Genomic DNA, 13,646 nt, shown 5'->3' on the forward strand with positions numbered 1-13,646 from the left:
CGAACACCATGCAATTTCCTGAATCCTGGCTGCGGGCCTTCTGCAATCCGCCGCTGAACACGCAAGAACTGGCCGAGCTGCTGACGATGAGCGGCCTCGAGGTCGAGGAGCTGCGCCCGGTGGCACCGCCTTTCCATGGCATCGTCGTCGCTGAGATCCTGACGGCCGAGCAGCATCCGAACGCCGACAAGCTGCGCGTCTGCACGGTCAATGCCGGTGGCCCGGAGCTGCTGCAGATCGTCTGCGGCGCCCCGAATGCGCGCGCCGGCATCAAGGTGCCACTGGCCACCATTGGCGCCGAGCTGCCGCCGGGCGAGGATGGCAAACCGTTCAAGATCGGCAAGGGCAAGCTGCGCGGCGTCGAGAGCTTCGGCATGCTGTGCTCGGCCCGCGAGCTGAAGCTCAGCGAGGACCATGGCGGCCTGCTGGAACTGAGCGCCGAGGCTGTGATCGGCCAGAACATCCGCGAGCATCTGCAGCTCGACGACATGCTCTTCACCTTGAAGCTGACGCCGAACCTGGCCCATGCGCTGAGCGTCTACGGCATCGCCCGTGAGGTCTCGGCGCTGACCGGCGCGCCGCTGCAGGCACCGAGCTTCCAGCCGGTCGCGGTGAAGCACCTCGACAAGCTGCCGGTGCGCATCGAGGCGCCGGACCTGTGCGGCCGCTTCTCGGGCCGCATCGTGCGCGGCGTCGACACCAAGGCCAAGACCCCGCAGTGGATGGTCGATCGCCTGGCTCGCTGCGGCCAGCGTCCGGTCTCGCCGCTGGTCGACATATCGAACTATGTGATGTTCGAGCTGGGCCGGCCCAGCCATATCTTCGACCTCGACAAGATCGATGGCGAACTGGTCGTGCGTTGGGGCAAGAAGGGCGAACAGCTGAAGCTCTTGAACGGCAACACGATCGAGGTCGACGAGCAGGTCGGCGTGATCGCCGACAAGTCGGCGGTCGAGTCGCTGGCCGGCATCATGGGCGGCGATCACACGGCGGTCTCCGACGAGACCAAGAACATCTACGTCGAGGCCGCGTTCTGGTGGCCCAAGGCGGTGATGGGCCGCTCGCGGCGCTACAACTTCTCCACCGACGCGGGCCACCGCTTTGAGCGCGGCGTCGATCCCGCCGGCACGGTCGACCATATCGAGCGCATCACCCAGCTGATCCTGGAGATCTGCGGCGGCGAGGCGGGGCCCATGGACGATCAGACGACGCAACTGCCCGAGCGCAAGCCGGTGACGCTGCGCGTTGCCCGCGCCGCCAAGGTGATCGGCATGCCGGTCACGCAAGCGCAATGCGCCGAGGTGTTCAAGCGCCTGGGCCTGGAGTTCACGCAAGGCGAGGGCATGCTGACGGTCACGCCGCCGAGCTGGCGCTTCGACATCCAGATCGAGGAAGACCTGATCGAGGAAGTGATCCGCGTGATCGGCTACCCGAGCCTGCCCGACACGCCGCCGCTGGCGCCGGTCGTTGGCAAGGTGCGCAGCGAATCGCGTCGCGCGATCCATGCGCTGCGCCATGCGCTGGCTGGCCGCGACTACTACGAGACGATCAACTTCAGCTTCGTCGAGGCGCGTTGGGAGCAGGAGCTGGCTGGCAACAGCAATCCGATCCAGTTGCTGAACCCGATCGCCGCGCCGCTGGCCGTGATGCGCAGCAGCCTGATCGGCAGCCTGATCAACGCCCTGCGCTACAACCTGACGCGCAAGGCCCCGCGCGTGCGCCTGTTCGAGATCGGCCGCGTCTTCCTGCGCGACGCCTCCGTGGTGGAAAGCGATTCGACGATCGCCGGCGTTGCGCAGCCGATGCGGGTGGCAGGTCTTGCCTGGGGCCCGGCGGAGCAGCAGCAATGGAGCCAGCGCGATCGCCAGGTCGACTTCTTCGATGTCAAGGGCGATCTGGAGGCGCTGTTCGCGCCGCGCCAGCTGCGGCTCAAAGCCGCCGAGCATCCGGCCCTGCACCCGGGCCGCAGCGCCCGCGTCGAGCTGGACGGCGCCGACATCGGCGTGATCGGCGAGCTGCATCCGAAGTGGCGCCAGGGCTATGAGTTGCCGTCGGCGCCGGTCGTGTTCGAACTGGCCCTCGACGCCGTGCTGGCCCGCACGCTGCCGCAGGGGCAGGGCGTTCCGCGTCAGCAATCGGTGCAGCGCGATATCGCCGTCATCGTCGGCGAGCAGGTCACGCACGAGGCGCTGATGGCGGCGATCGCCGGTGCGCACGATGGCCTGATCCGCTCGGCGCGGCTGTTCGATGTCTTCAAGCCGGCCCAGCCCAGCGGGGATCTGCAGGCGGGCGAGCGCAGCATGGCCGTGCGGCTGGAACTGCTGGACGACGAGGTCACGCTGACCGACGATAGGATCGAGCAGACGGTGGCGGCGGTGCTGCAGGCGCTGGCCGAGCGGCTCGGCGCCCGACTGCGCGCCTGAGGGTGGGCGAAGAACAAAACGATGGATGAGGGCGCTGCGATGATGGACGACAACAACAACAACGGCGGTGGAGCGGCGGCGCGGGTGCTGTTGCCCAGCCTGGAGACGCCGACCTTGACCAAGGCCGAACTGGCCGAACTGCTGTTCGACAAGCTGGGCCTGAACAAGCGCGAATCGAAGGACATGGTCGAGGCCTTCTTCGACATCATCCACGACACCCTGGTGCGCGGCGACGACGTCAAGCTCAGCGGCTTCGGCAACTTCAATATCCGCCGCAAGGCGCCGCGGCCGGGCCGCAATCCGCGCACCGGCGAGGCGATCCCGATCGCCGCACGCAATGTCGTGACCTTCCACGCCAGCCACAAACTCAAGGGCCAGGTGCAAGGTGATACACCGGCCGGGGAAGACTTCGAGTAGAGTCTGACCTCCCCACCTGAAGCCCTTGATTTGAATGGATAAAGCGGCTCTCCCATCAATTCCGGCCAAACGCTACTTCACGATCGGCGAGGTCAGCGATCTGTGCGGCGTCAAGCCCTACGTGCTGCGCTATTGGGAGCAGGAATTCACCCAGCTGAAGCCGATGAAGCGGCGCGGCAACCGGCGCTATTACCAGCACCATGAGGTGCTGCTGATCCGCCGCATCCGCGATCTGCTCTACGACCAGGGCTTCACGATCAGCGGTGCCCGCAACCAACTGCTGGACGGCCAGGCCGCGCGCGGCGAGGCGCTGGCGGTAGCCTTCCGCCAGGAGGCCGATGAGGCCGCCTATGCCGAGGCGGCGCTCGATGCGGCCGGCGAGGAGGCGCGCGCGGCCATCGCCCTGCATGCGCTGGCCGGCGCCGAAAAACTGTCGATCGAACAGGTCAAGGCCGAATTGCTGTCGATTCGCGAAGCCTTATCGGTTTGAGCGAAAAAATAGCCTATAATCACAGGCTCAGTCGGGGCGTAGCGCAGCCTGGTAGCGCACTTGCATGGGGTGCAAGGGGTCGCGAGTTCGAATCCCGCCGTCCCGACCAAGAAAAGCAAAAGAAATCAATGGGTTAGATGCGAAAGCATCTAACCCATTTTTCATTCTTGCGATGAATTTCATTCTTTCGCAGCAGAATGCGGAGTTCCACGGTCCTCTACGGAAGATCCGACCAGCAATTGCTTGGGACTCATGCTGTTTCGGCATGCGTTCACGAAAGCATTGCGCGGGTAATCCGACCGACCGCGTCCTCTTAACCCTAGAGTGACGCGCGGCGCATTGGCGGTGGAGCTTGACGGGCAGGCTAGCCGGTCCGCGTCGAGCCGATGACGCAGCACGGATGCGCTGTGCCGTTGCGCAGCCAGTCGTCCCCTTCGCTGCATTGATCCCGCGCAGATAGACGCTGTAGCGCTCAGCTGCGGTATTCATCAGACCGTTCAAATCATCTCGTCCGCCGATCCGCCATTGCCATGCAGCTTCAACAGCGGCGGGCTGCCTGATTGGCCCCGTATGGTGACCTGCAGCCGTACGCCGTCAACCGGCACGAGGGTTCCGCACGCCAGCTAGCTAATCTGTGTGCTTCGCCATGCGGCGCGACACCTATGCAGACATGCCCGGTCTTTGGCCCTGCTTACGGCAGCTGCCTTGCGGCCCTAAAGCAGGGCCACTGTTCTGCGATCGCTAGCGGCGATTTCTCGGCATCGTCAAGGATCAAGCTGGGCAGTCAATACGTCCGAGAGCAAGCCCTGAGCCCCGATCTCTACAGGCTTTAAACGTAGCCGCGAAATCCGCCTGGCTTCCGCGGCATCCAGGCCCAGCGCCCGCAATGCAGCGGCTGCGCTTTGCTCGGCAAAGTCGTTTTGGCAGTCCGGCTTGAGCATGCAGTTGGCCGCACCGATGACGGTGCCGGCAACGATGTTCAAGGCCAGGGCAATGGGCATAGTCGTGAACCGTCCACGCCGCAGCCCCTCCGAAAGGTCACGCTCGACGAAGTTCAGCAGGACCGCGGGCCCGCGTACGTCCGGCCATCCGAGCTGGACCAGGAAACTCGCCGCCAGCGGATGCTCGAGCGCCAGTCGGGCCACGAGGCGCATGCCGCAGGACACCCGCTCCGCCGGATCGTCATAGCGCTGGACGGCCGGCTCGGCCATCTTGATCAGCTCGTTGGCGATGTCCACGGCCAGCTCGCGCACCAGCGCCTCGGCTGAGGGGAAGTACTTGTAGAAGCTGCCGCGGGAAACCTGGGCGGCGGAGATCACATCGTCGATCGACAGGGCCCCCGGGCCCTTGGTCGCGACGAGTTTCATCGCGCTGGCCATCAGCCTGGCGCGCATGCGCTCACGCCGCTCGGCGGCGACCCGTTGTCGGTGGTCCTCGGTCTGCATGGATCGATTGTGCCAGCAAGGTCTGGTTAAAACGACACTATTGTCATGATGACATATTTGTCATTATGATCACGAAAAGAAGAACGGTTTCGCGACACTCACCAGGAGACGACATGCAAGCAACCCGCAGGCTCAAGCTACTTGCCGTCGCGGCCGCCACGCTGGCCTCTCACGGCGCCGTGCTGGCCATCAACGGGGCACAACCCGGTGGCTACGGCGTCAAGAACGCAGCAATGGGCGGCGCCTCCATCGCCTTGCCACTCGACGCCGAGGCCGCCGCCAACAATCCCGCGGGTATGGGCGTGCTGCCCTCCTCATCGACGCTGGGCATCCAGCTGTTCAACGGGCGTTCGTCGGCGAACTACGTGCTGCCGGGCAATCAGCTGCACAACGAGCAGACGCAGGCCGCCCCGGAGGGCGGCATCAACTGGCGTCCGGACCCGCGCTGGGCCATGGGGCTCAGCATCGCCGGCAGCGGCGCCGGCTCGGACTACGGCCAGCCGGCCCTGCCGGTAACCGGTGCCGCCGCGGCCATGACGACGCTGCGCGTGCTGGAGCTGATTCCGACCGTCGCCTGGACGCCCAGCCCGCAGCTCTCGCTGGGCTTGGGCCTCAATATGGCGGCGCAGCAGTTCGAGGCCGCGGGCGTGATCGTTCCGGCGCCGGTGCCCGGCGGCCTCTATCCGGTGCCCGGCCATGGCCGGCAATCGGCCACCGGCGTCGGCCTGCGCGCGGGCCTGCTGTGGCAGGCGGCCGAGGACTGGACGTTCGGCATCAGCCTCAAGTCGCGCACCCGCATGGGCAGGCTAGAGGGCTATGAGCAGGACCTGCTGGCCTACAGCGACGGCCGCGTGGACGTGCCGGCGCAGTACGGCATCGGCGTCGCCTGGCGGCCCAGCGAGCGGCTGAGCCTGGCGGCCGATTACTTGCGCATCCTCTGGGGCGAGATCAAGGCGATGCAGGATCCGAACGGATTTGCCTGGCGCAACCAGCCGGTTCTGCGCCTCGGCGCGGCCTGGCAGCTGGACGAGCGCTGGAGCTTGCGCACGGGCCTCAGCCTCAACAAGGGGCAGATCGACAGCGCCCGGACCCTGCAGAACCTGCTGGTGCCCTCGATCAATGAGCGCGCCTTCACCCTGGGCAGCAGCTGGCAACTCAATCCCCAGGGCGAGATCAATCTCGGCTACGAGCTCAATCCCCGCTCGACGCTGAACGGCACCGGCCCCAGCACCGGCACTTCGCTGACGAGCAAGGTGCAGATGCTCCTGCTCGGCTATCACCACCGCTTCTGAAGAGAGTTTGACGTGAGCGCTCAACAAGCCGTACTGCGGCAGCCCGAGTCCTACCCCGAGAGCCGGCTGCCGGCCGGCATTCAGCCGCTGATGCGGCCTGCGGCCCTGGGGCGTGCCACCGAGCTGGCCTTCCTGCGCTGGGAGAAGCGCGATCTGGTCGCGACCGAGCGCTTCTGGCGCGACTTCGGCTTCCATATCGCCGCCGCCACACCGCAGCGTCTGGTGGCCCGCGGCACCGGCACCGTCCCCTGCATCGCCATCGCGAGCGCGGGTCCTGCGGACCGCTTCGTCGGCCCGGCCTTCCTGATGTCCGAGGACACCGATCTGCAGCGTTATGTCCAGGAGCTGGGCGCGCGCTGGCTGTTGCCGGCCGAGCTGCCCGCCGGCGGCCGCGGCATCGAGCTGAGCGACCCCAGCGGCCGCAGCGTCTGGCTGCTGCAGCGGCAGGCGCGCGTCGAGCCGCTGCCGCTGCGGCCCTCGGTGACGGCGACGACCAACACGGCCGACCACACGCCACGCGTCAACCGCACCGTGCGCACGCCGATCGAGGCGGCGCGCGTTGTCCGGCTCGGCCATGTGGTGCTGCAGACGCTGGACTTCGCCGGCATGGCCGGCTGGTACCTGCGGGTGCTGGGCCTGATCCCGACCGATGTGCAATACCTGCCGGACGGCAGCCCGAACCTGGCCTTCTGCCGGCTCGACCTCGGCGCGCAGCCGGCCGACCACCACACCTTGGTGATCGTCGGCGGCATCGAGGAGAAGTACGAGCACAGCGCCTACGAAGTGCTCGATCTCGACGCGCTGGGCCAGGGCCAGCAGGTGCTGCGCGCGCAGGGCCACCGCCATATGTGGGGCATCGGTCGCCATCTGCTGGGCAGCCAGCTGTTCGACTACTGGTACGACCCGGAAGGCTTCGAGTACGAGCACTACACCGATGGCGACGTCTTCACCGCCGACGCCGAGACCGCGTACTCGCCGCTGGACTTCGGCGGCATCTGGGCCTGGGGCGCCGACGCGCCGGCCTCGATGAAGCCGCAGAAGAACCTGCGCACGCTGCTGCGCCTGCTCGGCCTGATCCGCCGCAAGGCCATCACGCCGCAGCGCCTGAAGCTCCTCAGCGCAGCGCTCGATGCGCCCGCACGCCCCTGGCTCTAACTCCCGAATCACCATGCCACGCACCGTTGTCCGTTACACCCACCACGCCAGGCCCCACTGGGGCGTCCTGTTCGGCCGCCGCATCGCCCCGCTTGCCAGCGGGGCTCTCAGCACCGGCGAGTTGTTGCAAAGCTGCTGGGCGCCGATCTGGGCGGCCGAGGCCGCCAGCGCCACGCTGCCGATTGACGAGGTCGAGCTGCTGGCCCCGGTCACCGACCGGCAGCAGTTCATCTGCCAGGGCGTCAACTACCGCAGCCATATCGCCGAGTCGGGGCTGCGCGTCGAGCACTTCCCCTTCAATACGATCTTCACCAAGGCCCCGTCCTGCATCACGGCGGCCGACGCGCCGGTGGTGCGCCCCGCCCATGTTCAGCTGCTGGACTACGAGATCGAGCTCGGCCTGGTGCTGCGCCGCTCGCTGCCTGCCGGCACCCGGGTCGGCCCCGACGACCTGCCGCAATGGCTGGCCGGCGTGACCATCGTCAACGACCTGTCGGCCCGCGATGTGCAGCTGCCGCAGGGCCAGTTCTACAAGGGCAAGAGCTACCGCGGCTTCGGCCCGGTGGGTCCGGGCCTGGTGCTGCTGACGCCACAGGAATGGGCGCGCTGGCCCGAGCTGCACATGCGCCTGTCGGTCAACGGCCAGCCGCGGCAGGACGCCTATTGCGCCGACATGATCCACGGGCCGGCCGCCACGTTGAGCGAGCTCGCCGCGATGCACGACCTGCATGCCGGCGACCTGATCGCGACCGGCACCCCGGCCGGCTGCGCCGCCCGCGCGCCGGGCAAGCTGGTGATGTTCGTCCTCAAGCATCTGCTCAGCGAAGCGGGCAAGTGGCGCGCCTTCATCGGCAAGGGAGCCAGCAACCCCGCCTATCTGCGGCCCGGTGACCGCATCCAGGCCTCGATCCGGACCGACGACGGCCTGATCGACCTCGGAGAGCAAACCACCCGCATCACCGCACCATGAACGCCGCGCAACTTGACACCGATGTGCTGCTGGTCGGGCTGGGGCCGGTCGGCGCGGCGCTGGCGAACCTGCTCGGCCGCTACGGCGTGCGCGTGCTGGCCATCGACAAGGCGACCGCCATCTTCCCGAAGCCGCGCGCCATCGTGCTCGACAACGAGGCGCTGCGCATTCTTCAGCTGGCCGGCCTGCGCGACGGCGAGTTCGCGACCATCGCGATTCCGCAGGTGCAGTACCGCTCGCCGCTGTTCGGCCATTTTGCCCGCATCAACAGCGGCGGCATCATCGACGGCCACCCGACGCTGGTCAGCTTCTACCAGCCGGAGCTCGAGCGCGTGCTGCGCGACAGGCTCGCGCAATACCCCGAGGTAGAGGTGCGGCTTGGCATGGAGCTGGAGGACTTCGTCGACGATGGCCACGTCGTCAAGGCCAAGCTGAAGGACGCCGCCGGCCAGACAAGCCAGGTGCGCGCCCGCTATATGGTGGGCGTCGACGGCGCCAGTTCGCTGGTGCGACGCTCGCTGGGGCTGGACTTCGAGGGCCGGACCTTCCAGCAGGACTGGCTGATCGTCGATGCCGTCGATGTGCCGGCGCCGATCGACCATGTCGAGTTCGTCTGCGACCCGCGCCGCCCGACGCCGCGCATGGTGGCCCCGGGGGGACGGCAACGCTGGGAGTTCATGCTGCGCCCGGGCGAAAAGCCCGAGGAGATGGAGAAGCCGGAATCGGTGCGCAAGCTGCTCGCGCCCTGGTGCGACAGCGAGCGCATCCGCATCGAGCGCACGGCGGTCTACCGCTTCCATGCGCGCGAGGTGAAGCAGTTCTCCAAGGGTCGCTGCTTCCTCGCCGGCGATGCGGCGCACATCACGCCACCGTTTGCCGGCCAGGGCCTGGTGGCCGGCCTGCGCGATGCGGCCAATCTGGCCTGGAAGCTGGCCTGGGTCCTGCGCGGCCAGGCCAGCGAGCGGGTGCTCGACAGCTACGACACCGAGCGGCGGCCCCATGCAAAGAAGATCATCAATCTGGCGCTGCTGCTCGGCGCCCTGGTGATGCCGCAGAACCGCGCCACCGCCTTTGCCGTGCACGGGCTGATGAGCCTGCTGCGCCTGCTGCCGGCCGGACGCGCACAGCTCGAGGACCTGAAGATCAAGCCGCAGAACACCTTCGACGAGGGCCTGTTCTGGCGCGATCGCGGCCACGAGCGGCTGCGCGCCGGAGCCATGCTGCCGCAGGGCTGGGTCCGCCCGGCCAACGGAGACCAGGCGGTCCTCAGCGACGATGCACTGGGCCTGCAATGGGCGCTGATCGGCTTCGGCGTCGACCCGACGACCGCGTTGCCGGCTGCGCTGATTCGGCGCTGGCAGGCGGCCGGCGGCTGGATATGGCAGTGGTGCCAGCGGTCGCAGGGCCAGCACCTAGCACCGGCGGCGCGGCGCCTGGAGGCGCTCGACGAGGCGCTGCTGCCGCGCAAGGTGCCGCTGGGCTGGGTGGCCATCGTCAGGCCCGACCGCTGCGTGCTGGCCGAGGGGCCGGTGGCCGAGGTCGAGGCGCTGTTGAGAAAGGCGCTGGCGCTCGTCGCGCCGCCCGCGGCGACACCGCCAGCGGTCAATCAGAATTTGCAGGAATCCCACCATGCGGCATGAACTGATTTGCAGCGAGCCCGCCACACCGGCGCGGCTGACTCTGCGCAGCGCGCCGCTGCCGCAGCCCGGCAGCGGCGAGGTGCTGGTGCGCGTGCAGGCGAGCTCGGTCAACCCGATCGACGTCAAGCGCGCGGCCGGCTACGGCCGCCGCCTGCTGGGGCTGAAGGGCGCCGCGCGCTTCCCCCTGGCGCTGGGCAACGATGTCGCCGGCCTTGTCGTGGCGGTTGGCGCCGACGTGACCGGCATCGCTGCCGGGCAGCGCGTGTTCGGCCTGCTGCCCACCGGCCGCGCGGGCGGCGCCCATGCCACTCATGTGCTGGTTTCAGAGCAGCTGCTGCGGGTCGCCCCGGAAGAAGCCGATCCGGCCGCGCTGGCGGTGCTGCCCTATTCGTTCACGACGATGTGGCTGGCGCTGCGCTCGGCCGGCCTGAAGGCCGCCAACGCGCGCGGCGCCCGGGTGCTGGTCCATGGCGCCAGCGGCGGCCTGGGCAGCCTGGCGCTGCAGCAGCTGCGCCTGTGGGGCAGCCAGGTGACGGCGATCTGCGCGAAGGGCCGGCGGGAAGAGGCCCGGGCGCTCGGGGCGCAGCTGACGGTCGAGCGCGGCCCGCTGGCCATTGCCTCGCTGCCCAGCGACTTCGACGTGGTGCTGAACTTCGCGAACTGGGACGACGACGACGTGCTCGCTTCCCGCCTCGGCCCGCAAGCGCTGGGTCAGGCCACCACGGTCCATCCGCTGCTGGCGAACTTCGACCGGCTGGGATGGCTGGGCGGGATGCTGGCTACCCGCCGCGACCGCCGCTGCGTCCAGGCCGCCGTGGTGGCCCGCGCGCCACGGGCCCGCTACAGCTGGACCCTGTTCAAGCCCGATCGCGCGGCCCTGGACGCGCTGGCCCTCGGCGTCAACCTCGGCCGCTTCCGGCTGCCGGTCGGCCTCGCCGTGCCCTTGACCGAGGCCCACGCCGCCTTCGCCCATGTGGCCGCCGGCCTTTCCGGGCGCGCGGTGCTGCTGCCATGACGCTCTCTCATCCCGACCCTGCCATGAACGGAATTGCCTCCCTTGCCGATGTGCTGGCGCTCGAAGCCGGCTTCGACGGCCCGCTGCCCGCCAGCACTTACGAGATGATCGGCGCGACGGCGCGCGCCCATCCCGACGCACCGGCGCTGTCCTTCTTTGCCCGCGTGGAGGATCATGCGCGGCCCGAGGTCTGGACCTACGCGACGCTGTTCGCCCGCATCACCGCCACCGCCAACCTGCTGCACGAGCTGGGCGTGGGCAGCGGCGACGTGGTCGCCTTTGTGCTGCCCAATCTGCCGCAGACCCATCTGGCGATCTGGGGCGGCCAGGCGGCCGGCATCGCCTTCGCGATCAACCCGCTGCTGGAGCCCGGGGCGATCGCCGAGCTGCTCGGGGCCGGGCGAGCTAAGGTGCTGATCACGCTGGCGCCGCTGCCGGGCATCGATCTGTGGACGAAGCTGGCGCCGCTGCTGGACGGCATCAACAGCCTCGAGCATGTGCTGCTGATCGATCCGTCCGGCCGGACGCACAGCGCGCCAGGCCGCTGCGCCGTGCACGACTTCGCGCAGGGCCTGCAGCGCCAGCCGACCAACCACCTCGTCGGCGGCCGCGTGATCGGGCCGGAGGAGCCCTCTTCCTATTTCTGCACCGGCGGCACGACCGGCACGCCGAAGATCGCGATGCGCACGCACGGCAACGAGGTGGCGAATGCCTGGAGCACTGGCCAGATGCTCGGCGATGGCATTGCGCCCGGCAAGACCCTGTTCTGCGGACTGCCGCTGTTCCACGTCAACGGCGTGCTGGTCACCGGCCTGCTGCCCTTCTCGCGCGGTGCCCATGTGGTCATCGGCACGCCCCAGGGCTACCGCGGCGAGGGCGTGATCGCGCGCTTCTGGGAGCTGGTCGAGCGGCACCGGATCAACTTCTTCAGCGGCGTGCCGACCGTCTATGCGGCGCTGCTGCAGCAGCCGATCGATGGTCGCGACATCGGCTCGCTGGAGTACGGGCTCTGCGGCGCGGCGCCGCTGCCGGTAGAGCTGATGCGATCGTTCCAGCAGCAGACCGGGCTGAAGATTCTCGAAGGCTATGGCCTCACCGAAGGCACTTGCGTCAGCAGCTGCAACCCGCCGCGCGGCGAACGGCGCAAGGGCTCGATCGGCCTGCGCCTGCCGCTGCAGCCGATGAAGGCCGTCGTGCTCGACGAGGCCGGCGGCTATCTGCGCGACTGCGATGTCGGCGAGGTCGGCCTGCTGGTGATCAGCGGCCCCAATGTGTTCGCCGGCTATCGCGACGCGGGCCACAACCAGGGCCTGTGGCTCGATCTGCGGGACGGCCGGCGCTGGCTGAATACCGGCGACCTCGGCCGGCAGGATGCCGAGGGCTATTTCTACCTGACCGGCCGCAAGAAGGAGCTGATCATCCGCGGCGGGCACAACATCGACCCGGCCAGCATCGAGGAGCCGCTGCACCGTCATCCGGCCGTGCAGCTGGCCGCCGCGGTCGGCCGGCCCGAACCGCATGCCGGCGAACTGCCGGTGGTCTATGTGCAGCTGCGGCCCGGCGCCAGTGCCACCGAGGACGAACTGCTGGCCTTCGCCCGGCAACACATCGCCGAACGCGCCGCGTGGCCGAAGGCGATCCGGCTGCTGCCGGCCATGCCGCTGACCGGCATCGGCAAGATCTTCAAGCCCGCGCTGCGGCAGCGCGAAATCGCCGATGCGCTGGGCACGGCCCTGCAGGAAGCCGGCGCGCCGGCCGCAGCCATCGAGGTGATCAACGATCCGCGCCTGGGCATCCGGGTCGAGGTCACCTTGGTGAGCGAAACCGAGGCCGAAGCTGCGCGCGCGGTGCTGGGCCGTTTCCCTTTCCGCTTCGAGCTGTCGTGGACAGGCTGAGGTCGATGGCGGTGTTCGATCAGGTGGTGGCCGAGAACGGCTTCGCCGCCTGCGCCCGCAAGCTCAAGGTCTCTCCCTCGGCCATCACCCGCCTGATCGGCGAGCTGGAAGCCCATCTGGGCGTGCGGCTGCTGCAGCGCAGCGCGCGCCGGCTGGCCCTGACGCCGGCAGGCGAGGTCTATCTCGATCGTGTGCGCAGCATTCTTGCCGACGTCGACGAGGCGGAGGAACTGGCGCGCAGTCATGCGCGGGAGATGTCCGGCTGCATCCGCGTGGCGTCGCTGCCCGGCCTGGCCACCCATCTGGTCGCGCCGGCGGTGGCCGACTTTCGGCGCCGTCATCCCAAGCTTACGATCGAACTGCGTTCGGACATGCTGGCCTCGCACGGCATCGAGGCCAACGACATCACGCTGCTGACCGCGCAGATCACCCTGCCTGCCGAGACGGTCGTGCGGCGCGTAATCGAGGGCAGCTCGATCCTGTGTGCCTCGCCCGGCTACCTCGACCGCCACGGCATGCCCCAATCACCGCAGGATCTGCAGCAGCACGCACTGCTGCGCCTGGGCCTGCCCGACCTTGCGGCCAACGAGCTGTGGCTGGTCGACGAGACCGACCCGGATCACGAAGAGCTCGTCTGCGCGCCGCCCGTGCTCAGCTGCAATGACCATGAGGCGGTGTTGCGAAGCACGCTGGACGGCGCGGGCATCAGCAGCCAGGCCTTGCAGGTGGCGGCGCCGATGCTGCGCAGCGGCCAGCTGCGTCGCGTGCTCGCCCCCTGGATCTCCGAGCGCTTCACCCTGGTCGCGGCCTTTGCCAGCCGGCGCCACCTGCCGCTGCGCACCCGGGCCTTTCTCGACCACCTGATCGAGCACGCCGAACGGCTGCAGGCGGCTTGAAGCCGCCG

The 13,646-nt window shown here is 68.7% G+C and carries 11 protein-coding genes and 1 tRNA gene; 11 read left to right on the forward strand and 1 reads right to left on the reverse strand.

What is annotated here, in order from left to right; genetic code table 11:
• Positions 1-8: 8 nt before the first annotated feature.
• The 4 genes from pheT (at position 9) to QWJ38_RS21675 (ending at position 3,439) form a co-directional block, all read left to right on the forward strand.
• Positions 9-2,423: a phenylalanine--tRNA ligase subunit beta gene (pheT, locus tag QWJ38_RS21660; protein WP_290361218.1), complete on the forward strand. Its 2,415-nt coding sequence runs from the start codon at positions 9-11 to the stop codon at positions 2,421-2,423.
• Between the two features lie 42 nt (positions 2,424-2,465).
• A complete protein-coding gene (locus QWJ38_RS21665) occupies positions 2,466-2,840 on the forward strand; it encodes an integration host factor subunit alpha (RefSeq protein ID WP_290361312.1) in 375 nt (124 codons plus the stop codon).
• 34 nt (positions 2,841-2,874) lie between these two features.
• A complete protein-coding gene (locus QWJ38_RS21670; protein ID WP_290361219.1) occupies positions 2,875-3,330 on the forward strand; it encodes a MerR family transcriptional regulator in 456 nt (151 codons plus the stop codon).
• Between the two features lie 32 nt (positions 3,331-3,362).
• A tRNA-Pro gene (locus tag QWJ38_RS21675) sits at positions 3,363-3,439 on the forward strand.
• A 655-nt stretch (positions 3,440-4,094) separates the two neighbouring features.
• On the opposite strand, the gene QWJ38_RS21680 is transcribed toward QWJ38_RS21675, so the two are convergent.
• On the reverse strand, positions 4,095-4,775 hold the full coding sequence (locus tag QWJ38_RS21680; protein ID WP_290361220.1) for a TetR/AcrR family transcriptional regulator: 681 nt from the start codon (positions 4,773-4,775) through the stop codon (positions 4,095-4,097).
• A 113-nt stretch (positions 4,776-4,888) separates the two neighbouring features.
• On the opposite strand from QWJ38_RS21680, the gene QWJ38_RS21685 reads away from it, so the two are divergent.
• Genes QWJ38_RS21685 through QWJ38_RS21715 form a run of 7 tightly spaced genes read left to right on the forward strand, consistent with a single transcriptional unit; the run spans position 4,889 to position 13,638 of the window.
• Positions 4,889-6,067, forward strand: a complete 1,179-nt coding sequence (locus QWJ38_RS21685) for an OmpP1/FadL family transporter (RefSeq protein WP_290361221.1) — start codon at positions 4,889-4,891, stop codon at positions 6,065-6,067.
• A gap of 12 nt (positions 6,068-6,079) precedes the next feature.
• Entirely contained in the window at positions 6,080-7,222 is a 1,143-nt protein-coding gene (locus QWJ38_RS21690; protein ID WP_290361222.1) for a VOC family protein, read from the forward strand.
• A gap of 13 nt (positions 7,223-7,235) precedes the next feature.
• The gene (locus QWJ38_RS21695; RefSeq protein ID WP_290361223.1) at positions 7,236-8,192 is read left to right on the forward strand and encodes a fumarylacetoacetate hydrolase family protein; all 957 of its coding nucleotides are present in this window, start codon (positions 7,236-7,238) and stop codon (positions 8,190-8,192) included.
• On the forward strand, positions 8,189-9,832 hold the full coding sequence (locus QWJ38_RS21700) for a bifunctional 3-(3-hydroxy-phenyl)propionate/3-hydroxycinnamic acid hydroxylase (RefSeq protein ID WP_290361224.1): 1,644 nt from the start codon (positions 8,189-8,191) through the stop codon (positions 9,830-9,832). The genes QWJ38_RS21695 and QWJ38_RS21700 overlap by 4 nt, the downstream gene beginning before the upstream one ends.
• Complete coding sequence (locus QWJ38_RS21705; RefSeq protein WP_290361225.1) at positions 9,822-10,847, forward strand: alcohol dehydrogenase catalytic domain-containing protein; 1,026 nt, start codon at positions 9,822-9,824, stop codon at positions 10,845-10,847. Before QWJ38_RS21700 ends, QWJ38_RS21705 begins: the two co-directional genes overlap by 11 nt.
• A gap of 23 nt (positions 10,848-10,870) precedes the next feature.
• Positions 10,871-12,742, forward strand: coding sequence for an acyl-CoA synthetase (locus QWJ38_RS21710; protein WP_290361226.1), 1,872 nt, complete (start codon positions 10,871-10,873; stop codon positions 12,740-12,742).
• Between the two features lie 5 nt (positions 12,743-12,747).
• Positions 12,748-13,638 (forward strand): LysR family transcriptional regulator, encoded by an 891-nt coding sequence (locus tag QWJ38_RS21715; RefSeq protein WP_290361227.1) that lies wholly within the window; start codon positions 12,748-12,750, stop codon positions 13,636-13,638.
• Positions 13,639-13,646: the final 8 nt, after the last annotated feature.

Source organism: Roseateles violae (assembly GCF_030410485.1).
Classification (GTDB): domain Bacteria; phylum Pseudomonadota; class Gammaproteobacteria; order Burkholderiales; family Burkholderiaceae_C; genus Roseateles_D; species Roseateles_D violae.